Source organism: Synechococcus sp. N32, from assembly GCF_900473895.1.
GTDB lineage: Bacteria > Cyanobacteriota > Cyanobacteriia > PCC-6307 > Cyanobiaceae > Parasynechococcus.
Window position 1 is genome coordinate 44631 of the sequence record NZ_UCND01000008.1, and the last position, 23617, is coordinate 68247.

Sequence of the window (23617 nt, forward strand, 5' to 3'; positions counted from 1 at the left end):
GATGCGGGACCACGCTTCTCCCATCCCCTCAGCCCGCCGCCGACGCCTGCGGAGCTTGAACTCCGGCCAGGAGCCCTGGCAGCTGCAGGATCCCGCCGGAGCCGGTCAGCTGGTTGATCTAGCGAGCAACGACTACCTCGGGCTCAGCCGTCATCCCGATGTGCTCGCAGCGGCAACAGAGGCCGTGGCCTCCGATGGCGTCGGTGCCGGTGGATCTCGCCTGATCACTGGGACCCGACCACGCCACCTGGAGCTGGAGGCAGCCCTCGCCACCTGGCTGAACCGGGACCGGGTGCTGCTGTTCCCCAGCGGATTTCAAGCCAACATCGCCGCCCTAACGGCCCTGAGTGACAGGCACACCATCGTGTTGGTGGACCGGCTGATCCACCACTCGCTGCTGGCCGGCGTCCGCACCAGTGGGGCGCGGCTGCAACGCTTTGCCCACAACGATCTTGAAGATCTCGACCAGCGGCTGGAGCGGCTCAAGCCGACAACACGGCCACCACTGGTGGTGACGGAAAGCCTGTTCAGCATGGAAGGCACCAGCCCTGATCTGGAGGGCATCGCCGACCTTTGTGCCCACCATGGTGCACAGCTGCTGGTGGACGAAGCCCATGGCCTGGGGGTACTGGGGCCGGGCGGCCGTGGGCTTTGCCATGGACTCCAACGGCCTGTGGCCTTGGTGTGCGGCACCTTCGGCAAGGCCTTCGGCAGCGGAGGTGCGTTTTTGGCTGGGGACCACACGACGATGGAGCGACTGCTGCAAACCAGTGGGGCCTTCCGCTACACCACGGCCCTGGCCCCACCGCTGGTGGCTGGAGCCCAGGCTGCCCTGCGCCTGATCCAAGCCCATCCCAACTGGGGAAGCGAGCTGAGCCAGCGCTCGGGACGCTGGAGGACAGCACTGGCGCATCAGGGCTGGGCGAAACCGGCAGGACACGGCCCCGTTCTCCCGCTGTTGGTCGGGGACGACCAGGACGCGCTCGACCTCCAGCAACAGCTGGAGCAGGCGGGGCTGCTGTCGGTGGCGATCAGGCCGCCCACGGTGCCGGAGGGGACCGCCCGTTTGCGCCTGGTGCTGCGGCGGGACCTGCCGGAGGGCACATTGGAGAAACTGCTCGCAGCCCTCGGCTCTCGATGATGCAGGTCCTGGCGATGCATGGTTGGGCTGGCCAGGCCGGCACCTGGTCCCACTGGCGTCAACGCTTTGAAGACGGGGGAGCGAAATGGTCCAGCGCGGACCAGGGCTACAGCGGCGGTGAGACCGTTGCTCCGGCATGGCCCCCTGGCCCAGGACGCAACCTGTTGATCGCCCACTCCCTGGGGCTGCACCTGCTCCCTGCAGCTGTTCTGGCGCGGGCCGATGCGGTGGTGCTGCTGGGGAGCTTCAGCGCCTTCGTGCCCCACGGGCGCGCAGGGCGCGCGGTGGCGGTGGCTCTGAAGGGGATGCAGGCGGCCCTGGGCACCAACGAGGAACTGACGATGCTGGAGCGCTTCCTCGACAAAGCGGCTTCACCCCATGCCCGCAGCGCCCTGCCCCCAGCCCCCCTGCTGCAGGGTTTGACGAGCCTGGGGCGCCAACGGCTGCAGCAGGATCTGGAGCTTCTGGCGCGCTGCCAGAGCCTGCCAACGGGCTGGCCTGAAGCGGTGCCTGTGCTGGTGGTGCAGGGCGAACAGGACGCTGTGGTGCACGCCGCATCAGCACAGCAGCTGATCGATGACCTCGGAGCGCAGCCGCTGACCCTGCATCGGGATCCGAATTGGGGCCACGCACTGATCACACCAACGGTGCTCTCGGTGGTGCAGCAATGGCTGGGGGCCCTGTGATTCGCCCCGACCAGGTACTGGAGCGCTTCAGTCGCGCAGCACCGACCTATGCAGGCGAGGCGTTGCTGCAACGGGCCATGGCCTGGCGCCTGGCCCAACTGAGCCGTCGCTGCTCCATCCGGCGCGGCCTGTGGGCTGACCTCGGCAGCGGCACCGGTCATCTGGCCGCAGCCCTGGAAGTCGCTCATCCAGGCCAGCAGGTGATCCGCCTCGACGGAAGTGCCGCCATGTTGAACAGCCACCCCCAGGGAACACACACCCTGCGGCATGACCTGAGCCGCGGGTTACCGAACTGGAGTGAGCCTCCGCAACTGCTGGCCTCCAGCTTTGTTTTGCATTGGTTGCCAGATCCAGTCCAGCAGCTTCGGCGTTGGGTGGATGCCCTGCCAAAGGGGGGCTGGCTGGCCCTGGCGGTGCCGGTGGCGGGAAGTTTTCCGCAATGGCAGCACGCCGCCCGGGCAGCGAATCAAACCTGCACGGCCTTGTCCATGCCGGTGCGGGAGCAACTGATGGCAGCCCTGCCGGATGGGGTGGTGCAACGGGACGAGTGCCTGAGCTTCACCCAACGCGCCGCCAATCCACTGCAGCTGCTGCGACCGATGAGCAACATCGGCGCCTCCGTCACCAACGGGGGCCAGCTCTCCCCAGGCCAATGGAAGGCCGTCTTCCGGGCTTGGCCCCAAGCCGATGCATCAGCCGGGTTCGCCCTGACCTGGAGGATGTGGGTCCTGATGGTGAAGCGATGAACGGCAGCGTCAGTCGCCTGGTGGTGTGCGGAACCGACACGGACGTCGGCAAAACCGTGGTGAGCGCGTGGCTCGTGCAGGGGCTTCAGGCCAGCTACTGGAAACCGGTGCAGAGCGGACTGGAGGGCGGCGGTGACCGCGAACGGGTGCGGCAGCTGTTGAACCTCCCGCCGGAACGGATGCTGCCCGAGGCCTATGCCTTCCGAGAGCCGGTCTCCCCCCACTGGGCCGCCGAACTGGACGACACGCCACTCGACCCTGCCCAACTCGCCATTCCCCAGCATCAGGGATCCCTGGTGGTGGAGACAGCTGGAGGATTGATGGTGCCCCTGACCCGCAACTGGCTCCAGATCGATCAACTGGTGAAGTGGCAGTTGCCCATCGTTCTGGTGGCCCGCAGTGGACTGGGCACCCTTAACCACACCCTGCTCAGCCTGGAAGCGTTGAGACGGCGGAATCTCACAGTCTTGGGACTGATCCTCAATGGCCCCCTCCATGCCGACAACCCGGGGACCCTCAAGCAGTTCGGTGACGTCCCCGTTCTGGCGCAGCTCCCGCCCCAGGCCTCGCTCTCAGCAACGGTTCTGGAGCGGCTTTGGCACGAGCAGAATCTCACCACTACATTCCGAGAAGTGTTGAAGCGCTCGTCCCCGTGACTTCACGTCAAACCCTCGCGACCCTGGCTGTTTCAGCACTCTGCGTTGGGATTCTGGTGCTGTTCACCGACATCGAGATGCAGCTGGTGCGCTGGGTGAACTGCAACGCCATCGCCACAGAGACGGAAAAGAACAGCGACGTCTGCCGCTGACCACTCAGCCCAGGGCCTTTGAACCGGTGGGGCAGGTGCCCAAACGCATCGCGGCATGGCGCACGGCCACCCGCAGCGGCCAGCCATGACTGAGTTCAGCCTGGATCACCTCCAGCTGGGACGACGACCAACCCCGCAGTTCGAGATCGCTGCGAATCGATTGCCAGTCGCCCTCAGGGACAACGAGACGTCGCTTGGCCGACGGCTCAGGCCGCGTGGTGGGAACAAAACGCTTGGATTGACGACGGGTGCGTGGGGCAGCCATCCGGGGCATCTCCAACAGCTCCAGATTCAATATGGCAAAAGCTGCCGCTGCTGCCATGGGGTCGATCCGCCATCCGAATCTGTGGCCCCCCTTCACCCAGATGGCCAGCGCAGCCAACTCCCAACGGGTGGTATCTGGAGACGGTGCCCTACTGATCCGTGAGCACGGCGAGCCCCTGATCGATGCCATCAGCAGCTGGTGGGTCACCCTTCACGGCCATGCCCATCCGGTGTTGGCCAAGGCCATCGCCGATCAGGCCGCCCGCCTCGAGCAGGTGATTTTTGCCGACTTCACCCATGAGCCGGCGGAACAGCTGGCCGTACGCCTGAGCGGCCTCTGCGGCCTCCAACGGCTGTTCTTCTCCGACAACGGCTCCACGGCGGTGGAAGTGGCGCTCAAGATCGCCTGCCAGTGGTGGGCCAACCGGGGCCAACCGCGCTATCAGATCGTCGCCTTCGATGGGGCGTACCACGGTGACACCTTCGGAGCGATGGCCGTCGGCGAACGCAACCTGTTCAGCGCCCCCTTCGAAGACAAGCTCTTTCCCGTCGCCCGGGTTCCCTGGCCGGCCACCTGGTGGGACGACGATGCCGTGGAGGCCAAGGAATCGGCGGCACTCGAGGTGCTCGAGCGCATGCTGGAGACACCCACGGCGGCGGTGATCCTCGAGCCTCTGCTGCAGGGGGCCGGCGGCATGGCCATGGTGCGGCCCGAGTTTCTGCGACAGGTGGAGGCACGCACCCGCCAGGCTGGAGCACTGCTGATCGCCGATGAAGTGCTCACCGGCTTCGGACGCTGCGGCGACTGGTTCGCCAGCCGGCGGGCGGGCATACGGCCGGATCTGATGGCCCTGTCCAAAGGCTTGACGGGTGGATGTCTGCCGATGGGCGTGACCATGGCCAGCGAAGCGGTGTTCGAAGCCTTTGTCGGTGACGACCCCTGCCTGACCCTCTGGCACGGCCACAGCTTCACCGCCAATCCGCTGGGCTGCGCCGCGGCCAACGCCAGCCTCGACCTGCTGGAGCGCAACCCTGCCGCCTTTCAACAGTTCGAACAACGGCATCGTCCGCACCTCGAACGGTTGGCGCGCCATCGGAAGGTGCAACATCCCCGGCTGACGGGGACGGTGGCCGGCTTCGACCTCGTTGTGGAGGGGAGCTCGGGCTACCTCAACCCGGCGGGGCCGAAGCTGAAACGGCTGGCGATGGAGAACGGCGTCTTCCTCCGCCCCCTGGGCCAGGTGGTCTATCTGCTGCCACCGCTCTGCATCAGCGATGCCCAACTGGAACGCTGCTATTCGGTGCTGGAACAGGCCCTCGATCAGCTCTGAAGCTGGTGTGCTCAGGGCCCCGCCTGAATCGCCGCCTCGACATCGGCCCTGGAGAGGCCATAGGGAAGCGAACACTGCACCATCGCCTCCAGGGAACCCGGGTGCCAGATCACTTTGAGGTCCTCCCGTTCCAGCAGCAACAGTGCTCGCCATTCAGAACGTTCGAGCATCCACTGGCAGGGGTTGTCGTCCATGCGGACGGCACCAAGCTGCTGGAGCCAAACCTCAAGCGCCGGGAGAGAGTGCTGATTCAGCGGGGTGCTCTCCGGGGGCAGGGCGGCCATCAGGTTGCGAACGCACGGATGTGTTCTGAGTCTGCTCATCCGCCAGCCAACTCGGCGACACCTGCCAGTCGCGGCCCTGGGCAAGGGCCACCCCTAACCCCAGCACCAAGCTGAGCAACAGCGCGATGCTCAACAGCACCAGCGAGAACCATTCCCCACCGGAGAGGGGCCTGCGCTGACCAATGCCCTGCCAGGCATCCAGGCGGGACTCACGCTGCAGTGGCGGGGGCGATGACGGCTCCTGGGCGCCAAGACTGGGGGTTGCCTGGCTCTGGCGCAGCAGAACGTCGTAGGACTCCTTGAGCTGCTGAAACGCAATGCTGGCCTGCTCGGGCGGCAGTTGCGTGGTGTCGGGATGCAGGGCCTTGGACTGACGTCGAAAGGCCTGGCGCAAGGTTTCAGCGTCAACCCCGGGACGCACGCCAAGCCGTTCGTGATGGCTGAGGCGGGCTTCGGACACAGGGGACAGCCGGTCCTTCATCCTAAGAAGAGTTGTTGCTGCAGCCATGGCCGCCACCGCGCCTGAACCGGCGTTCTGGGACGCCCTGGGATGGCAGCCATCGCAGGCGCAGCGCGACCAGCTGGTGGAGCTTCAGGGCCTGCTGCAGAGCTGGAATGAGCGGGTCAACCTGACGCGCCTGGTGAACGGCGACGATTTCTGGATTGGTCAGGTGTTCGACAGCCTCTGGCCGCTGGCGGCGGAACTCCAGTCCGCAGACGAGCCGCAGCACTGGATTGATGTGGGAACCGGGGGAGGCTTCCCCGGCCTCGCCATCGCCATTGCCCTTCCCCAGGCACAGGTGACCCTGCTGGATTCCGTCGGACGCAAGACCGCCGCCGTGGAGGCCATGGCAGGAAGCCTGGGCCTTGCCGATCGGGTGCGGGTCCGCACCGAGCGGATCGAAACCACCGGGCGCGATCGCCACTTCCGCGGCAGCTTCGATCGCGCCGTGGCCCGGGCTGTGGCGGCCGCTCCCGTGGTGGCCGAATACCTGGTGCCCTTGCTGAAGAGCGACGGCCAGGCCCTGCTATATCGGGGCCAGTGGACGGACAGCGATGCCGTGCCGTTCAACAGGGCCCTGCGCCTGCTGAACGGCCATCTGATCGAGGTGCAGCACCGGCAACTGCCCGGTGATCGCGGCACGCGGCACCTGCTGCGGGTGCAACCGAACGGCCCCTGCCCCCGCAGCTACCCAAGGGCCGTGGGAACACCCAGCCGGGATCCTCTGGGGAGCTAAGAGGAACGCTCAGACGCTCGACAAGCGCATCTGGGATTCGCCCTTGAGCCGCTGCTTGAGGCTGCGCAGAATCTCTGGGATGCGCTCACGCCACGGGCTCTCCTGCAGGACGCTCTGCAGCTCTTCGGCAGTGACCTCCGCATCAAAGCCATCGGCATTGGCCCCGGCAAACCAGTGACCACCGGAGCCCAGCAACCCATAGCGGGCCTTGGCATAACTCTCGAGTTCCCAGGCCTCCAGCAGGTTGTACAGCCAAAGCAACACCGGCAGGTTGATGTCCCCAGGCGTCGCATGCCAAGGCGGCAGCCCGACGGACCAGGTGGCCATCCAGTCACGACCCAATGCTTCATCGGCCGCCTGCCGAAGCCGCTGATCCACCGGGGCAATCAAAGACGCTGCCTCCGGCAGCAGGCGCAACGCCTCCAGGTGAAGCTCGAGATCCTCCGGCCGAGCTGCTCCCACGCTGATGGTGTGAACCCGCGGATCCTGGAGACAGAACAGGTCGTTGAAGACGATGGGATGCAGCGGTGCACACAGCTCCAACAGCCGTTGGGATGGCGTGTGCAGATGGCCGCCCTTGTCAGTGGGACTGATGATGAACACCCCCATGTCCTGACGGCGGGCCGCATCCAAGGCAGGGCCGTTGTCCTGGCGGATGTAATACCAGTGCAGATTCACGTAATCGAAGGCACCGGAGTCGCAGGCCTGTGCGATCAAGGCGGTGGGGCCATGGGTGGAGAAACCCACGTGACCAATACGGCCCTCCGCCTGCCAGCGGCGCACCACGTCCATGCAGCCCCCGGGTTGAAGGGTCTGCTCAAGATGCTCCGGCAGGTTGATGCCATGGATGGCCAGTAAATCAAGGCGATCACAGCCCAACCGCTCAAAACTGAGCTCCAGTTCTGCCTCGAAGGCGTCGGCATCGGGCCGGGGAGGCACCTTGCTCTGCAGCAGACGGGAGGGATCGGGTGTGCGCGGCAGGGCCCAGCCCAGCTGACGTTCGGAGCTGCCGTAGTGCCGCGCCGTTTCCACATGGTGAAAGCCCAGATCCACCGCGCGCTTCAGGGTCGCCTCGAGCTGGGTCTGCGATGCAGACGTGATCTCATCAGCAGGAAGGTCGGTCCAGCTCTGCTGAAAGCGCATTCCCCCGAGAGACAACAGGGGGATCTCAAGCTCCGTGCGGCCGAATCGGCGGGTGGGAAGCGCCATCAACCCTGGGGACGCGGTTGCAGATTCTGGCGAATCAGGTTTTGCCGCAACGTTTCCAACGATTCAAAGGGAACCCAGTGAATGCAATCCACAGGACAGGTGTCGATGGCCTCCTGAATGCATTCGGTGGAGTCACCGTCCTGTCGGATGGCCCTTGAGCGTCCCAGATGCGGCTCAACAACAAAGGTGTTCGCAGCCACGTGAGCGCAGTAGCGACAGCCGATGCAGACGGCTTCATCCACCCAGACAGCCTGATCACGCATGTCGCCCCCGAGCAGGGGTTCCCTCCCGGTGGCCTGCTCCTGCGGGCGAGCGGGGGCGGAAAAGGCGTGAGACGAAGGATCAGCCAGGATTCAGGCGTCCCAGCGGGTCACCACGAGTTCGATCGAACCATCCTCGGTTTGGGTCTGCTCGGCAACCTGAAATCCCTCCTTGGTGGTGGCAGCCAGAACCATGTTCAGGGCGTAGCGCTGGGTGAGCTTGGAGAGAAAACGTTCCACAGGAATCTGCTGCTTCCACAGATCAAGGTCGGTGACCAGCTCATAGGACTCCGATGCGCTGTTCCAGCGGAAGCCGATGTCACCACCGTCCTGCACCGCGATGGCCAGATCAGCGGTGACGGTCTGGCCGCGGTAGCCGCGCACGGGACGTTCACCCTGATCAGGGGCATAGCCCATGTCTTCCAGGGCTTTCACCAGAGGCTCCAGCTGACGCAGTTCGGTTTTGACGGTGCTGAAATGCGACATCAGTTCAAATGAGCGGGAAGAGACTGGGACTGGACCTCAGGCTGCAGAAACGCTTCGGATGTGGACTCCTGACGTTCAACCGTTCCAAGAGCAGCTTCAACTTCTTCAGTGAGCTGCTGGCACGCTTCACCAGCGACACCCTCGACCCGTTCTTCCACACGGCCGTCAGGCCGAATGGTGAAACGAATGGACTTCTGGGGCATCGAGGAAGCGTGATGTGCGCAGCAATCTAGTGGGGGTCACCCCTGAATGTTGCCTTTCTCGTTACACAGCCCAGTTACAGGATGAAACCGTCGTTGATCAACGCTTGCAGGCGTTCCAGCACCAGCGGATCCTCCAGCTGCTCGAGAGCGGTTCTAGCCTCATCGCGCACGGAGATCTCTCCGTCATGGAGCAGGGCACTCACCAAAGCCTCAACGATCTCGGCTTGCCGCGGCTGCACCAGCTGATCCATCAAACGGCCCAAAGCCCAGATGCAGTTGCTGCGCACCACCGCTTCACTGTCGATGCGCAAACTCACAAGCAGTTGCCCCGCCGCGGGGTCGGCCTTGACCGGGGAACGGCTGCCGGCCTCCGCCAGGGAACCTGGACACCAGAGGCGCACCGCTGCGACATCCGTCTGCAGCGCCCGGATCAAAGGATTGAGCACCGGAGCATCGGGGAAATTGCCCAGGCTCCAGGCCGCAGCCTTGCGGACGTAGGCATTGGCATCGAGCTGCAGCAGCTGCAACAGAGGCTCAACAGCCGGCGGCGATGGATTGCGGCCCAAGGCGTAAACGGCACTCATCCGCTCCACAGGACAAGAGTTCTGGAGCAAGGGCAGCAGCAGGGCAATCGACCGGGGATCACGGTGTTCACAGAACACCTGCAGGCCCTGAAGCCGCTCTCCATGGTTGCCACGCAACCAGATCAAACCCTGGTCACAGGCCCGGGCAATCTTCAGAGAGGAATCCTGCTCGGCGTCATCGAGCTGGATCGCATCAAGCGGATCAACGTCGTCTTCCGCCGCCAGCTCACGCGCCAGCAGATCAGGATCCACAGACAGGCTGGACAGCCCCTGGTCCTTCTGTTGGCTGCGGTCGTCAGTCATGCGGGGATGCTACGGGAGCCATTCCAGGGCTCAACCCATGGGAGCTGGAGCCAGCATGTCACCGGGAAGCCAGATGCGGGCACTCACAGCGAACAACGCCAGGACAAACAGAAGAACAATCAGAGCCGGCAGAAGGGTGGAACGAAAAAACGACACCGGAACACGCCAATCAAGGCGCCATTCTGCTCAAGAGGGCAGGGCAGCGACACGCCGCCGCAGCTGCCAGATCGAGAGGATCAGCACCGACAGACCGATCCAGCCACTCCACTGTTGATGCAACAGGAAGCCTCCGGTGCCGAGCAGGCCGCCAAACAACACACCACAGGCCAGCACGAAGCGACGCAGCATGGCGGGCAACGACTCCATCGGCATGACGCCGAAGCGCTGGCGCAGGCGTGACCAACCGGGGCCCGGAGGACGCACCGTCCGCACAAACCGCTCCAAAACAGCGTCCGATTCCGGCGGTGTGCAAAGCATCACCGCCAACCAGACCACAGCGGAAAGGCCGGTGATCACCGCAATGCGAACCCCGTAATCCTCAATCCGAACCAGGGGCACCACCGAGGTGAACACCCCAACGAAAAAGCCGCAAAGCATCGCCGACAGCTCCGCGGCGGCATTCACGCGCCACCAGAACCAGCGCAGCACCAGAACCACACCGGGGCCTGACCCGATCGCGATCACCAGCCGAAACACCGTGCCGATGCTGTCGCTGATCAAAGCGGTGATCACCCCAAGAACGAGCAGCAAAACCGTGGTGAGTTGTCCCACCAGCAACAGCTCCCGCGAACCGGCAGAGGGGCGAACAAAGCGCTGATAGAGGTCGTGGGTGAGGTAGCTGGCTCCCCAGTTCACCGAAGTGCTCACGGTGCTCATGAACGCCGCCACCAGAGAGATCACCACCAGGCCGAGCGCCACCGGGGGCAGCAGTTGCACGGCCAGGGCGGGATAGCCGAGCTCAAGATCAGCACCGGCCGGCAACAGCACCAGGGCCGCCAACGCGACCACGATCCAGAGCCAGCTGCGCACCAGGTAATTCACCACCAGAAACACCCAACCCGCCAGCCGCGCCTGCTGCTCATCGCGGGTGGCCAGCATGCGCTGGATGAACTCGCCACCCCCATCACTGCGGCGGAAACTCCACCACTGCACAGCGATGTAGGCCGTGAACATCGGGATGCTGATGCCACTGCCCTGCAACCAGTGGAAGCCCGCGTCATCCCAGGTCCAGGGCACCAGGGACAGCAGCTCCGGCCGCTGCAGTGCCTGCAGTTGTTCCAACAGCGCTGTCATCCCTCCTGCGGCATGGAGGGCAGCCGCGGCCACGGCCAGGGCACCCGCCAATGCCAGCACGAGCTGGACCAGATCGGTGACCACGACGGCCCAGAGCCCACCGGCCACGGTGTAACTCATCACAAGCAGGGCCACGACCATCAAGAGCCAGACCGTGTCCGTCAGTCCCAGTGCTGCGGGTTGACCCGACACCAGCCCCAGCGCTTCCACCACCTTGCGGAGGGCGAGGAAGGCATAGCCGATGCCGATGCAGTTCACCGGCACAGCCAGCAGGAAAGCCTTGATGCCTCGCAACCAAGCCGCCGCCGCTCCGCCGTAGCGCAGTTCGGTGAAGGCGGCGTCGGTGAGCACACCGCTGCGGCGCCAGAGGGGTGCGAAGACAACGGCCATGGCCACATGGGCCAAACCAAAGCTCCACCACTCCCAGTTGCCCGCCAGGCCGCGGGCACCCACCAAGCCGGCGACGTAAAGCGGCGTATCGATGGAGAAGGTGGTGGCCGCCATCGAGGCGCCAGCCAACCAGCCGTTCAGACGACGTCCAGCCACGAAATAATCCGCCTCGCCGCTGTTGCGGCGGGCCAGCCACAACCCCAACACCAGGGTGAGAACGAGGTAAGCAGCGAGAAGCAGCCAATCGATCGCTGTCATGCGCAGACCCTGTACCTCAGCAGTCTGCTGAGGTACAGGGCATCAGCCCACCCTTCAGCTCCCGGATGAATTGGGGGCCATCTGCTGACGCCGGAGCTGACCGCAGGCCGCATTTTGATCGAGCCCCCGGCTGGCCCTGAGGCTCACGGCAACACCGCGCCGCTCCAACACACGACGAAACGCCTCGATCCGCTGCGGCGTTGGTCGTTTGAACTCTTCCTCCTCAATCGGGTTGTAGGCGATCAGGTTCACGTGGCTCTGGAAACCACCAACGCGATCCGCAAGCTCTGCGGCGTGCTCGGGCTGATCGTTGAGTTCACCGAGCAAGATGTACTCAAAACTAACCCGCCGACCGGTCACATCCAGATAGTGACGGCAATCCTCGAGCAAGGCGTCATAGGGGTAGGCATGGGCTGTGGGAATCAGCTCCTCGCGCAGCCGCTGGTTGGGGGCATGGAGGCTCACCGCAAGGGTGAACTGGGCGCGGCCCAGCCGCTGCATGGCCAGTTCCGCGAGTTGCGGCAAGGTTTTCGGAACACCCACCGTGCTGACGGTGATGCGCCGTTGGCCGATGCCGAGATCATCATTGAGGCAGCGGATCGCCTCCAGCACAGCGCTGCTGTTGAGCAAGGGCTCGCCCATGCCCATGAACACGATGTGGGAAGGACGACGGTCCATCGCCTCACGCACACTCAGCACCTGATCCACGATTTCGTGGGTCTGAAGTGAACGCTGCAACCCCCCTTTGCCGGTGGCACAGAAGCGGCAGGCCATGGGACAACCCACCTGGCTGGACACACAGACGGTGAGCCGTTGGTCGGTGGGAATCCCGACCGTTTCGATGGTTTCGCCGTCCTCGGTGGAGAGCAGCAATTTGGTGGTGGCATCCGTGGCCACCGAACGATGCACTTCCTTCAGCCGGCCCACATCAATACCGTCCTCCAACAAGGCGGCACGCCAGGTCTTGGGGAAGACCGTGATGTCGGCCAGGGATCGAGCCCCCTTGGCATAGATCCAGTCGTGGAGCTGACGGCCGCGGAACGGCTTTTGCCCCTGGGCGACGGCCCAGTCCTGCAGCTCGGCCGCGCTGCGACCCAGCAGAGCCTGGGTCACCAGATCAGCAGACCATGGCCAAGCTTGATCTCCACCGCCATTAGGGCGATGAAGCCAAGCATGGCCAGACGTCCATTCAGCCGCTCGGTATGGGTGTGGAACCCATATTTGGGCAGGCGTCTCTTGGGGATCTCAGTGGGCTCAAGCATGGAAGGGGCTGCAATGGTGAACGATTGAGCGGAGCTCATTCGTCAGAGAGCAGGCCCTCTTCCTGAAGACCCTCAACGGCTTCAGCATCGACCACCTGCTCTTCCTTCAGCTCATTGTCGGCGTCCGGACGGGTGAACGCGGCGAAATTGCTCGCCGAGGGGTCGATGTTGTGGCGGGTGCGGGTGGCCTCGAGATCAGCGTCACTGGGGTCATCCAACACCGCGCTGGCGCTGGCGGCAGGGGGCATGTCGACGGTGTAGTCGGGACGCAGGTTCTGCATGCGGCGGTAGCCAGCCGGATCCTCCGAAAGGATGTCGGGGTGGGGGCCAGCCTCCTTCTGCAGCTCTTCTTCGAAGCCGCTGAAGCCGGTACCTGCAGGAATCAGGCGACCGATGATCACGTTCTCCTTGAGACCGCGCAGCCAGTCGCTCTTGCCCTCGATGGCGGCTTCGGTGAGCACCCGGGTCGTCTCCTGGAAGGAGGCGGCGGAGATGAAGCTGTCGGTGTTGAGCGACGCCTTGGTGATACCCAGCAGAACCGGGGTGAACTCGGCGGGAGCGCCACCGGTGATCGCCATGGCCTGGTTGGTGTCTTCCACCTGACGCAGTTCGATCAGCTCACCGGGCAACAGGGTGGTGTCACCGGCATCTTCGACCCGCACCTTGCTGGTCATCTGACGGACGATCACCTCGATGTGCTTGTCGTCAATCGAGACGCCCTGGGACTTGTAGACGTTCTGAACCTCAGTCACCAGACGGTGCTGCAGGTTGGCGATCGCCTCCTGAGCGGCCTCCATCAGCGGCTTGCGGCTGCGCAGATCTTCGAAGTAGCACTCGAGCAACTCGTGGGGGTTGATCGGGCCATCGGTCAGCAATTCACCAGCGGTGACCTGTTGGCCATCGCTCACCATGATGTTGCGGCCGAGCAGAATCGGATATTCACCGATGGCGTCATCGGATTCGATCACGTTGACGGCGAGGGACTCGTCGTCTTCACCCTGCTTGATCTCAACGGTGCCGGGCTTCTTGCAGAGAATCGCGGATTCACGGGGGCGTCGGGCCTCCAGCAGTTCCTCGATTCGGGGCAGACCCTGAACGATGTCACCGGTCTTCTGGCGTTCAAACACCAGCAGGGCCAGGCCATCCCCCCGCTGCACCAGATCTCCATCACGCACGTGCAGGACGGAGTCGGGCGACACCATGTAGGGACGTCCCAGACGCAGGGTGACGCTGTTGCCGCTGACGGCCTCGATCTCACCACAGCAGGTGGCGGTTTCGCCCTCGGCAAGGGCATCGCCATCGACAATCCGCTGACCGACGCTCACCACCGGCTTGCCGGAGGTGCTCAGGGTGGTGGTGTCTTCGGGGCGTTCCACGATCATCCGACGCACAGGGTCGGCTTCCGTGGCTTCGGGCAACTGCGCCAGACCGGCCTGCTTGCAGAGGATCTGCGTGGTGGCGACGACATCGCCAGCCTTCACTGACACGCCATCTTCGACCTGCAGCTCGGTGTGGGTTGAGCCGTGGCTGGAGTCGGACATGGTGTCGCGACGCACCAGGATCGACTCGAGGATCACGAGGCGCAGACGGGAAATGGTCTTGGCCCGCTTGTCGGGAGCCTTCTCCACATCCACCGTCATCTGCGGGGTGGTGTCGAAGGTCTCGAGCAGCAGCTGGGTCTTGAGCAGCTCCACACCTTCAACGGACTTGATCAGTTCGTTGTCCTTGAACGCCAGACGCTGGGTGGCCTTGATGCCGAGGTGAGGGCCATTGGCCTGCTTCACGTGGGACAGCTCAGGCAGCTGGGCCTCGTTGGGGATGGTGTACTCCTCAACCGGACGCAGCAGCAGACCCTTACCTTCGGGGGTCTCCACCGTCTGCACGTACTTCATCGTGTCAACGGAGAGCCCCTTGGCGATGTCCTCGCCGGGGTTGACCATCTGGCCATCACCCTCGAAACGCTCCAGCGCCTTGGCATCGGTGCAGAGGTGGAACTCACCACTGCGGACGATGATTTCGCGCAGGATGTCGTTCTTCTGGGTGACGGTGACGATGCCCGCGGTCTGGCTGAAGATGTCTTTGACAACCTCGGTGCCGGCCTCGATCCACTGACCATCGGTGATCATCAACAGGGAGATGTCCTTGTTGATTTCGTGGGTCTCCTGGGGGATCCACAGCAGGGTGCCGCCCTTGTTGACCTCGTAACCGTTCTTGGCGGAACGGGCCTTCTTGATCGCCAGACCAGGGGCGAATTTGACCAGACCACCGGTGCCGGTGCGGAAGCGGTCATCCGCCAGTTCAGCGATGACCTCACCGGAACCGATCTTGCTGCCGGGGATGGTGTTGAGGCGGTAACGGGTGCCGTCTTTGGCCTCGAGGTTCCAGATCTCACCGGAGTGGGTGGACTCCTCCAGCAGCTTGAAGTCCTTGAGGGTCATCGCCGTGGTGACGATCTGCACCTCACGAGAATCACCGATGGAGTCGCGCAAGCGCACTTCACCGCCGTACTCACTCCGCTGGCTGGCTTCGGCCAGCACCTGACCCTCAGTGACCTGGGTCTCGCTGCTGACCACGGGCTGAGCGTTGGGCGGCAGGTTGTAGACGTCACCGGAAAGCACCCACATCCGGCCGAGACGCTGGGCCTTCAGGGTGATGTTGCCCTGGCGGTCGGTGACCTCACGGGGCTGGATCGCCTCCTCGTAGCGCACCTGGCCAGCCAGGTCGCAGATCACATCCTTGGTGGCCTTCTCCACACTCTTCTTGACCGCACCAGCGGCGATCTGCGCCACGGTGACGTCGGCGTCGATGTCAGCACCGTTGTCGACGAACAACAGGGAGCCGTTGGTGATCTCGATCTTCTGAGCCTTGCCCTTGCCGGACGGCTTGATCGTGAGGTTGAAATCAACCTCAGCCTGTTGGGCGTTCACACCATGGGGGGTGCGGTAGGGACGCACCCGCGCCTTGCTGCCGAACTCGACAGTTCCAGCCAACTTGGAGCGAACCACACCGGTTTCAGCGGTGGACACACCACCGGTGTGGAAGGTCCGCATGGTGAGCTGGGTTCCGGGCTCACCGATCGACTGGGCCGCGATGATGCCGACGGCTTCACCCAGGTCGACCAGTTCGTTGTGGGCCAGCGCCCAGCCGTAGCACTTGCGGCAAACGGAACGGTTGGCTTCACAGGTGAGCGGCGAACGCACACTCACGGCCTTGACGCCAGCGGCCTCGAAGGACTTGGACAGCGGCGGATCGATTTCGGTGTCGCGCTCAGCCAGCACCTCGCCATCGGCATTCACCACCTGGGCGGCGGTCAGGCGACCCACAAGCCGGCTGCCGAATTTGCCGTCCTCAGCGTCCACCACGATGTGGCGGGTCGTGCCGCAGTCATCCTCACGGACGATCACATCCTGGGCAACGTCCACCAGACGACGGGTGAGATAACCGGAGTCGGCGGTGCGCAGCGCCGTATCAACCAGACCCTTGCGGGCGCCATAGGAGGAGATGACGTACTCGGTGACCGTCAGACCCTCACGGAAGTTGGTGCGGATCGGAAGGTCGATGATTTCACCCTGCGGGTTGGCCATCAGGCCGCGCATGCCCACCAGCTGACGCACCTGGGACATGTTTCCCCGGGCACCGGAGTTGGCCATCATCCACACCGAGTTCAGCGGTGCGTTCTCGTCAAAGTTCTTTTTGACGGCATCCACCAGACGCTCGTTGGTCTCGGTCCAGGTGTCGATCACCTTGGTGTGGCGCTCCACCTCAGTGATTTCACCGAGGCGATAGCGCTCTTCGGTGGCCGTGATCTGTTCCTCGGCCTGGCCCAGCAGATCCTTCTTCGCCTCGGGCACCTTGAGGTCGTCGACAGAGATCGAAACAGCCGCCTGGGTGGCGTACTTGAAGCCGAGATCCTTGAGGTTGTCGGCCATGGCCGACGTCACCGCCGTGCCGTGGTTCTTGTAGGACCAGGCGACGAGCTGCTTGAGGGCCCGCTTGTCGATGACCTGGTTGCGGAACGGCGGTGGGGTCTTCGAGAGCGGACGCGATGCGCTCACGGGAGCCTCTTTGGCGGCCTTGGAGGCCTTGCTGGATTTGGACTTGCGGGATTTCGAGGACGAGGTCATGGCTGCGCGCGGATCAGGAGTTAAGGAGGAAGGACGTCTGGCTTGATTCAGGCGGCGGCCACCGCGTCGATGATCGTGTGATTCATCACCACGCGGCCCACAGTGGTGAGGATGTAGCGGCTGATCAGGGCACCGTCTTCATCGAAACGGTCGCGGCGGTAGCTCCACTCTTCGATGCGCGTGCCATCGCTGAGGGATTCGCTCTTGCTGGGCGCATCCAGCTCTTCATCATCCTGAACTTCACCGTTGAAGCGGACCCACACCCAGTCGTGCAGACCGATCCGGTTGTCTTCAAAGGCGTGAATGACATCCTCCAGACCCGCGAACGTGCAGCTGCGATCGCCGAAGTCGGGCTTGGAGACACCGGGTTGCAGCGCCGTCAGGTAGTAAGAGCCGAGCACCATGTCCTGAGACGGGGTGATGATCGGCTCACCGGTCGCAGGCGACAGGATGTTGTTGCTGGCCAGCATCAGCATGCGGGCCTCGGTCTGCGCCTCGATGGCCAGGGGCACGTGAACGGCCATCTGGTCACCGTCAAAGTCAGCGTTGAAGGCTGGGCAGACGAGGGGGTGCAGCTGAATGGCACGCCCATCCACCAGCTTGGGTTCGAAGGCCTGAATGCCGAGACGGTGCAGGGTTGGAGCACGGTTCAGCAGGATCGGGTGACCGTCGATCACCTCTTGCAGCACCTGCATCACTTCATCGTCGGCCCGCTGAATCAGCTTCTTGGCCGCCTTGATGTTGTTAACGATGTTCTGGCGGATCAGGCGGTGGATCACGAAGGGCTGGAACAGCTCGATCGCCATCTCCTTGGGCAGACCGCACTGGTGCATCTTCAGCTTCGGACCCACCACGATCACGGAACGACCGGAGTAGTCAACCCGCTTACCCAGGAGGTTCTGACGGAAGCGGCCCTGCTTGCCTTCAATGATGTCGCTCAGTGATTTGAGCGGACGGTTGTTGGCACCCACGACGGTGCGACCGCGACGGCCGTTGTCGATCAGGGCGTCGACGGCCTCCTGCAGCATCCGCTTCTCGTTGCGGACGATGATTTCAGGGGCCAGGATTTCCTGGAGCCTCGCCAAACGGTTGTTGCGGTTGATCACCCGCCGGTAGAGATCGTTGAGATCGCTGGTGGCGAAGCGACCACCATCGAGCTGCACCATCGGGCGCAGGTCGGGCGGAATCACCGGGATCACATCGAGCACCATCCACTCGGGACGAGCGTTGGTGGCGATGAAGTTGTCGATCACGCGCAGACGCTTGATCAACTTGGCGCGCTTCTGACCCTTGCTGCCGTTGATCTCCTCCCGCAGCTGCTCAGCCACTTCATCGAGGGTGAGGTCTTCCAGCAGTTGCTTGAGGGCCTCGGCACCGATGCCCACCACGGGCTCGTTCTCGATCTCGGAATCTTCGGCGTAGATCTCGTCCTCAATTTCCAGCCACTCGTCTTCGGTGAGCAGCTGCTTGTACTTCAGGTCCTTGTGGTCGCCGGGATCCAGCACCACGTAGCAGTTGAAGTAGACGATCTGCTCCACATCCCGCAGGGGCATGTCCAGCAGGATGGCCACGTAGCTGGGGATCCCCTTCAGGTACCAGACGTGGGAGACGGGGGCCGCCAGCTTGATGAAGCCCATGCGGTGACGACGCACGCGGCTCTCGGTGACCTCCACACCGCAGCGTTCACAAACGATGCCCCGATGACGCACCCGCTTGTACTTGCCGCAGTGGCATTCCCAGTCTTTGGACGGGCCAAAGATCTTTTCGCAGAACAGCCCGTCCATCTCGGGCTTGAGGGTGCGGTAGTTGATGGTCTCCGGCTTGGTGACCTCACCGACCACCTGGCCGTTGGGCAGGGTGCGCTGTCCCCACTCCATCACCCGATCGGGTGAGGCGAGGGTGATCTTGACGTAATCGAAGTGGTTCTCGGTGCGGAGGTTGCTGTTGGTCATTGACGGTTAAGGAAGAAGGAGCGGGGAATCGGTTCGTTCGTTGATCCGTCAGTCCTCGTCGTAATCCGCGACGCCGAGGGATTCGTAGGTGGGCCTGCTGGGGGTGCTGCGACGTGGGTTCACGTCCTGCATCAGATCCACTTCCTTGCCTTCGTCGGTGTAGACGGCGATGTCCAGACCCAGGGACTGAAGCTCGCGCATCAGCACCTTGAAGGATTCCGGTGTACCCGGGCGGGGAATCGGCTTGCCCTTGACGATGGCGTTGAGGGCCTCGTTGCGGCCCTGCATGTCGTCGGACTTGACCGTGAGAAGTTCCTGCAGGGTGTATGCGGCGCCATAGGCCTCGAGGGCCCACACCTCCATCTCACCCAGACGCTGACCACCTTGCTGTGCCTTACCGCCCAGGGGCTGCTGGGTGACCAGGGAGTAAGGGCCGGTGGACCGTGCATGAATCTTGTCGTCCACCAGGTGAACCAGCTTGAGGAAGTGGGAGTAACCCACGGCCACGGGCTGGTCGAAGGGCAGACCGGTGCGGCCATCCCGCAGCTGCAGCTTGCCGGGATCCTCAGGGTCGTACACCCAACCCTTTCCGGGCTGCTTGGCGGCTTCCTTGAGGAAGGTCTCGACGGTCTGCTGGGACTTCTCAGCACCGTGCATCTCATCGAAGGGAACGATGCGCACGCGGCAATCCAGGTTGGACGCGGCCCAACCCATCAGCAGCTCGAACACCTGACCCACATTCATCCGGCTCGGCACACCCAGGGGGTTGAGCACGATGTCGACCGGGGTGCCGTCGGGCAGATAGGGCATGTCCTCCCGAGGAAGGATGCGGCTGATGATGCCCTTGTTGCCGTGGCGGCCAGCCATCTTGTCGCCGACCTGGATCTTGCGGCGCTGGGCCACATACACCCGCACCACCATGTTGGCGCCGGGGGGCAGCTCATCACCCTGTTCACGGGTGTAGATGCGCACATCCACAACGCGGCCACGCTCGGTGCCGGGCACCCGCAGGGAGTTGTCGCGCACGTCGCGCGCCTTCTCACCGAAGATCGCGCGCAGCAGCTTCTCTTCCGGCGGCTGATCGGATTCACCCTTGGGCGTCACCTTGCCCACGAGGATGTCGCCGCTTTCAACGAAAGCGCCCACGCGGATGATGCCCATCTCGTCGAGGTTGCCAAGGCTTTCCTCAGCGACGTTGGGAATTTCGCGGGTGATCTCCTCAGGTCCAAGCTTGGTCTGACGCGCTTCGATCTCGTACTTCTCGATGTGAACCGAGGTGTAGAGGTCGTCGGTGACCAGACGCTCGCTGACCAGCAGCGCGTCCTCGTAGTTGTAACCCTCCCAGGGCATGTAAGCGATCAGAACGTTCTGACCCAGGGCGATCTCACCGCCTTCACAGGCGGAACCATCCGCCATCACCTGGCCGACAATCACCGGATCACCGCAGCGGACGATCGGGCGCTGGTTCAGGCAGGTGTCCTGGTTGGAGCGCTGATACTTCTGCAGGAAGTGGGTGTGGTCGTTGCCGTCCTCGTCCTGAACAACGATGGCGTTGGCATCCACATAGGTGACGGTGCCATTCACCCGGGAGATCGGCACCATGCCGGAGTCGCGGGCCACCTGGGTTTCCAGGCCGGTTCCCACCAGGGCACGCTCAGGACGCAGCAACGGCACAGCCTGACGCTGCATGTTGGAGCCCATCAGGGCGCGGTTGGCGTCGTCGTGCTCCAGGAAGGGAATCAGGGACGTTGCCACTGAGATCACCTGCACCGGTGAAAGGGCGACGTAGTCGACCTGCTCAGGGGGGACCTTCTCGAAGTCCTGGCGATAACGCACAGGAATCAGATCCGCCGAGATCCGGCCGTCGTCCTCGGTGGCCACGTCACCAGGGGCGACGCGCACTTCGTCTTCGCGGTCGGCAGACAGGTAGATCGGATCGCCATCCTTCAGAACGACACCGTTCTCCACCTTCCAGAACGGCGTTTCGATGAAGCCGTACTCGTTGACCCGGGCGTGGGTGGCCAGGGAGTTGATCAGACCGGCGTTGGGGCCTTCCGGCGTCTCAATCGGGCAGAGACGGCCGTAGTGAGAGGGGTGAATGTCGCGGACGGCGAAGCCGGCACGCTCACGGGTGAGACCGCCGGGTCCAAGGGCCGAGATGCGGCGCTTGTGGGTGAGCTCAGCCAGAGGGTTGGTCTGGTCCATGAACTGGCTCAGCTGGCTGGAGCCGAAGAACTCCTTGATCGCCGCCACCAGGGGCTTGGGGTTCACCAACTGGGCCGGGGTCAGCGAATCGGTTTCGCCGACGGTCATCCGTTCCTTGATGATCCGCTCAAGACGGTTCAGACCCACCCGAACCTGGTTCTGCAGGAGTTCGCCCACGGAACGCACGCGGCGGTTGCCGAGGTGATCGATGTCGTCGAGGCTGGCGCCGCCGACATCCAGTTCCAGGTTGATCAGGTAATCGAGGGTGGAGAGCACGTCCTCATGGGTGAGGGTGCGCACCGTGTCGGGGATGGTGAGGCGCAGCTTCTTGTTGATCTTGTAGCGGCCGACCCGACCGAGGTCGTAGCGCTTGGGATCGAAGAAACGGGTCTGCAGCAGCTGCTGACCGCCACTCACTGAGGGAGGCTCACCCGGACGGAGTTTCTTGTAGAGCTCAAGCAGCGCTTGGTCTTCCGAACTGATGCCCTCGTCGTTGGCGGCATCAATCGACTTCTTGTAGAACTCGGGGTGACGCAGCTTGTCGAGCACGTCGTTGTCAGACAGACCCATGGCACGCATGAGCACGTGCGCGTTGATCTTGCGGGTCTTGTCCACACGAACGTGGAGCAAGTCGTTCTTATCTGTCTCAAACTTCAGCCAGGCACCCCGGTTGGGGATGACGCTGGCGTTGTAGGTGCGCCGGCCGTTCTTGTCCATTTCATCTTTGAAATAGACACCGGGGCTGCGCACGATCTGGTTCACGATCACGCGCTCAGCGCCGTTGATGATGAACGTGCCGCGCTCGGTCATCAGCGGCAGTTCGCCGATGAAGACCTCCTGCTCCTTGATCTCACCGGTCTCCTTGTTGACCAGGCGGCAGGTCACATACATCTGTGACGCGAAGGTCGCATCACGGCGCTTGGCCTCTTCCACATCGTGGCGGGGGCGCTTCAGGCGGTACTCGCTACCGATGAAGTGCAGCTCCAGCTTGCCGGTGTAATCCGTGATCGGAGAGAAGCTTTCCAGCTCCTCGATCAGACCTTGATCCAAAAACCACTTAAAGCTGGCCCGCTGCACCTCCACCAGATCAGGGAGGTAGGTGGCGGTCTTGGCGACCTGAATCGCGCTGCTGCTCATGCGGGGACCGGCAGAGAGGACGAAGGGACTGGGGAGGACTGGATTGGCGGCAGAAGCTCACCTGACAGGACGATTCGACACAACAGCGGCACCGACGGTTTCCAGGATGGAACCGACAGCGCCGCTGCTGCTGTTCAGAAATCGCGGGTCAGATCAGCTGACGACGACAAGTGCACCGGAAGGAAATGGACGCTTCAGGCACCACACACAAGACGGAATCCCGCGCATGGCCAGGCCAATACAACATCTTACATATGGACTCGACACCTTTTGAACTCCGGTTAAGGGAGTCCGAACAAACGCCGGGCGTTGGCGGTGCTGCTGCAGGCCACGCTGTCGAGATCCACGCCGCGCAGCTCAGCCACCCGCGTGGCAACGGAAGCCACGAAGGCCGGCTCATTGCGCTTGCCGCGGCGGGGCACTGGGGCCAGAAAAGGGCAATCCGTTTCCACCAGGAAACGATCCTCCGGCACCTGACGGGCGCAGTCGTGGGTGGGCTCCGCCTTGGGGAAGGTGACGGTGCCGCTGAAGCTGATGTAAAAGCCGAGCTCCAGGAACTGGTGCATTTCATCGGGGGTACCGCCCCAGCAATGCATCACCCCTCCGGGGCAACGGCCCTGCGCCTTGCGGGCCCGCAGTTCCTCCAGCATCGGCTCGGCGGCATCCCGGCAGTGAATGATCACCGGCAGGTTCAACTCCACCGCCAGGTCCAATTGAGGGCGCAGCACAGCAAGCTGCTCCTCGAGATTCTTGTCTCGGAAGAGATCGAGGCCGAGTTCGCCGATGGCGACCACCCGATCATCCTCCAGAGCTGCCCGGCGCAGCACCGCCACCGTGTCATCCCGCCAATGCTCGGTGTCCAGTGGATGGACGCCGACGGAATAACGCATCTCCGGGAATCGATCCGCCAGGGCGCGGATCGCCGGGATTTCGGAGGGTTCGACGCAGGCGTGCAGCAGCGCACCAATCCCAGCCTCACGCCAGCGTGAAGCCACCTCATCGAGGTCGTCGTCAAAGTTGCGGAAGACGATGTGACAGTGGCTGTCAATCAACGTCGGGGTGGGGGACACAGCTGGGCCGAAACGCGCTTTCGGCCCATTCTGCCGGTTGAAACCAAATCAGCTGGCGGGCTCGAGCACCTTGCGCACGGCCGCACTGAGGCGGGACTTCTGGTTGGCACCGTTGTTGCGGTGCAGCACACCCACCTTCACGGCCTTGTCGATCCTGCTGAAGGCGGCACGCATGGAGGTCTGCACGCTGGCCTTGGCTTCATCACCAGGGGTGGCGCTGTAGGCGTCACAGGCGGCGAAGCAGCGCTTCATCAGGGTGCGCATCGAAGACTTGTAGGTGCGGTTGCGCAGACGGTTGCGCTCAGCAATCTCAATCCGCTTCTTGGCTGACTTGTTATTGGCCACTGAGGCTTCAACGTTGCGAACAATCCAGCACCATACTC

Annotated in this window: 24 protein-coding genes; 7 read left to right on the forward strand and 17 right to left on the reverse strand. The window is 63.6% G+C overall.

The genetic code is table 11. From position 1 onward, the window contains the following. Position 1 precedes the first annotated feature (1 nt). Genes DXY35_RS02495 through DXY35_RS12575 form a run of 5 tightly spaced genes read left to right on the forward strand, consistent with a single transcriptional unit; the run spans position 2 to position 3381 of the window. A complete protein-coding gene (locus DXY35_RS02495) occupies positions 2-1141 on the forward strand; it encodes an 8-amino-7-oxononanoate synthase (RefSeq protein ID WP_115080870.1) in 1140 nt (379 codons plus the stop codon). Beyond that, complete coding sequence (locus tag DXY35_RS02500) at positions 1141-1827, forward strand: serine aminopeptidase domain-containing protein (protein WP_244272879.1); 687 nt, start codon at positions 1141-1143, stop codon at positions 1825-1827. Before DXY35_RS02495 ends, DXY35_RS02500 begins: the two co-directional genes overlap by 1 nt. Further along, positions 1809-2573 (forward strand): methyltransferase, encoded by a 765-nt coding sequence (locus DXY35_RS02505; RefSeq protein WP_115080873.1) that lies wholly within the window; start codon positions 1809-1811, stop codon positions 2571-2573. The genes DXY35_RS02500 and DXY35_RS02505 overlap by 19 nt, the downstream gene beginning before the upstream one ends. After that, positions 2570-3229 carry a dethiobiotin synthase gene (gene bioD, locus DXY35_RS02510; RefSeq protein WP_115081065.1) on the forward strand — a complete coding sequence of 220 codons (660 nt, stop codon included), beginning with the start codon at positions 2570-2572 and terminating at the stop codon, positions 3227-3229. The genes DXY35_RS02505 and bioD overlap by 4 nt, the downstream gene beginning before the upstream one ends. Further along, positions 3226-3381: a hypothetical protein gene (locus DXY35_RS12575; protein ID WP_170950487.1), complete on the forward strand. Its 156-nt coding sequence runs from the start codon at positions 3226-3228 to the stop codon at positions 3379-3381. Before bioD ends, DXY35_RS12575 begins: the two co-directional genes overlap by 4 nt. A gap of 4 nt (positions 3382-3385) precedes the next feature. Here the strand turns inward: DXY35_RS12575 and DXY35_RS02515 are convergent, their stop codons facing one another. Continuing rightward, complete coding sequence (locus tag DXY35_RS02515; protein WP_371681723.1) at positions 3386-3661, reverse strand: hypothetical protein; 276 nt, start codon at positions 3659-3661, stop codon at positions 3386-3388. 16 nt (positions 3662-3677) lie between these two features. Here DXY35_RS02515 and bioA point away from each other — a divergent pair, with 16 nt between their 5' ends. After that, entirely contained in the window at positions 3678-4976 is a 1299-nt protein-coding gene (bioA, locus tag DXY35_RS02520; protein ID WP_115080875.1) for an adenosylmethionine--8-amino-7-oxononanoate transaminase, read from the forward strand. An 11-nt stretch (positions 4977-4987) separates the two neighbouring features. On the opposite strand, the gene DXY35_RS02525 is transcribed toward bioA, so the two are convergent. After that, positions 4988-5260 (reverse strand): DUF3143 domain-containing protein, encoded by a 273-nt coding sequence (locus tag DXY35_RS02525; protein WP_244272881.1) that lies wholly within the window; start codon positions 5258-5260, stop codon positions 4988-4990. Beyond that, the gene (locus DXY35_RS02530; protein WP_115080877.1) at positions 5202-5741 is read right to left on the reverse strand and encodes a J domain-containing protein; all 540 of its coding nucleotides are present in this window, start codon (positions 5739-5741) and stop codon (positions 5202-5204) included. Before DXY35_RS02530 ends, DXY35_RS02525 begins: the two co-directional genes overlap by 59 nt. 25 nt (positions 5742-5766) lie before the next feature. Here DXY35_RS02530 and rsmG point away from each other — a divergent pair, with 25 nt between their 5' ends. After that, positions 5767-6498, forward strand: a complete 732-nt coding sequence (gene rsmG / locus DXY35_RS02535) for a 16S rRNA (guanine(527)-N(7))-methyltransferase RsmG (protein ID WP_115080878.1) — start codon at positions 5767-5769, stop codon at positions 6496-6498. Between the two features lie 9 nt (positions 6499-6507). Here rsmG and DXY35_RS02540 read toward each other — a convergent pair whose 3' ends face one another. The 14 genes from DXY35_RS02540 to rpsT form a co-directional block, all read right to left on the reverse strand. After that, complete coding sequence (locus DXY35_RS02540; RefSeq protein WP_115080880.1) at positions 6508-7707, reverse strand: aldo/keto reductase; 1200 nt, start codon at positions 7705-7707, stop codon at positions 6508-6510. Next, positions 7707-8057 carry a ferredoxin gene (locus tag DXY35_RS02545; protein ID WP_244272378.1) on the reverse strand — a complete coding sequence of 117 codons (351 nt, stop codon included), beginning with the start codon at positions 8055-8057 and terminating at the stop codon, positions 7707-7709. Before DXY35_RS02545 ends, DXY35_RS02540 begins: the two co-directional genes overlap by 1 nt. 3 nt (positions 8058-8060) lie before the next feature. Then, positions 8061-8453, reverse strand: a complete 393-nt coding sequence (locus tag DXY35_RS02550; RefSeq protein WP_115080882.1) for a DUF1257 domain-containing protein — start codon at positions 8451-8453, stop codon at positions 8061-8063. Continuing rightward, complete coding sequence (locus DXY35_RS02555; RefSeq protein ID WP_115080884.1) at positions 8453-8656, reverse strand: DUF2997 domain-containing protein; 204 nt, start codon at positions 8654-8656, stop codon at positions 8453-8455. Before DXY35_RS02555 ends, DXY35_RS02550 begins: the two co-directional genes overlap by 1 nt. Positions 8657-8730: 74 nt before the next feature. Further along, positions 8731-9543 carry a HEAT repeat domain-containing protein gene (locus DXY35_RS02560; RefSeq protein ID WP_115080885.1) on the reverse strand — a complete coding sequence of 271 codons (813 nt, stop codon included), beginning with the start codon at positions 9541-9543 and terminating at the stop codon, positions 8731-8733. A 30-nt stretch (positions 9544-9573) separates the two neighbouring features. Next, complete coding sequence (locus DXY35_RS13155; RefSeq protein WP_006850786.1) at positions 9574-9699, reverse strand: hypothetical protein; 126 nt, start codon at positions 9697-9699, stop codon at positions 9574-9576. 30 nt (positions 9700-9729) lie between these two features. Next, complete coding sequence (locus DXY35_RS02565; RefSeq protein WP_115080887.1) at positions 9730-11484, reverse strand: sodium:solute symporter family protein; 1755 nt, start codon at positions 11482-11484, stop codon at positions 9730-9732. Positions 11485-11538: 54 nt separating this feature from the next. After that, the gene (gene rlmN, locus DXY35_RS02570) at positions 11539-12597 is read right to left on the reverse strand and encodes a 23S rRNA (adenine(2503)-C(2))-methyltransferase RlmN (protein WP_115080889.1); all 1059 of its coding nucleotides are present in this window, start codon (positions 12595-12597) and stop codon (positions 11539-11541) included. Continuing rightward, entirely contained in the window at positions 12594-12746 is a 153-nt protein-coding gene (locus DXY35_RS02575; protein ID WP_006850847.1) for a hypothetical protein, read from the reverse strand. Before DXY35_RS02575 ends, rlmN begins: the two co-directional genes overlap by 4 nt. 35 nt (positions 12747-12781) lie before the next feature. Then, positions 12782-16870 (reverse strand): DNA-directed RNA polymerase subunit beta', encoded by a 4089-nt coding sequence (locus DXY35_RS02580; RefSeq protein ID WP_115080891.1) that lies wholly within the window; start codon positions 16868-16870, stop codon positions 12782-12784. 47 nt (positions 16871-16917) lie between these two features. Further along, positions 16918-18822, reverse strand: coding sequence for a DNA-directed RNA polymerase subunit gamma (locus DXY35_RS02585; RefSeq protein WP_115080893.1), 1905 nt, complete (start codon positions 18820-18822; stop codon positions 16918-16920). A gap of 48 nt (positions 18823-18870) precedes the next feature. Further along, the gene (gene rpoB / locus DXY35_RS02590) at positions 18871-22164 is read right to left on the reverse strand and encodes a DNA-directed RNA polymerase subunit beta (protein ID WP_038553495.1); all 3294 of its coding nucleotides are present in this window, start codon (positions 22162-22164) and stop codon (positions 18871-18873) included. Between the two features lie 281 nt (positions 22165-22445). Continuing rightward, the gene (locus tag DXY35_RS02595; protein WP_115080895.1) at positions 22446-23234 is read right to left on the reverse strand and encodes a TatD family hydrolase; all 789 of its coding nucleotides are present in this window, start codon (positions 23232-23234) and stop codon (positions 22446-22448) included. A 48-nt stretch (positions 23235-23282) separates the two neighbouring features. Next, a complete protein-coding gene (gene rpsT, locus DXY35_RS02600) occupies positions 23283-23579 on the reverse strand; it encodes a 30S ribosomal protein S20 (protein ID WP_115080896.1) in 297 nt (98 codons plus the stop codon). Positions 23580-23617 lie beyond the last annotated feature (38 nt).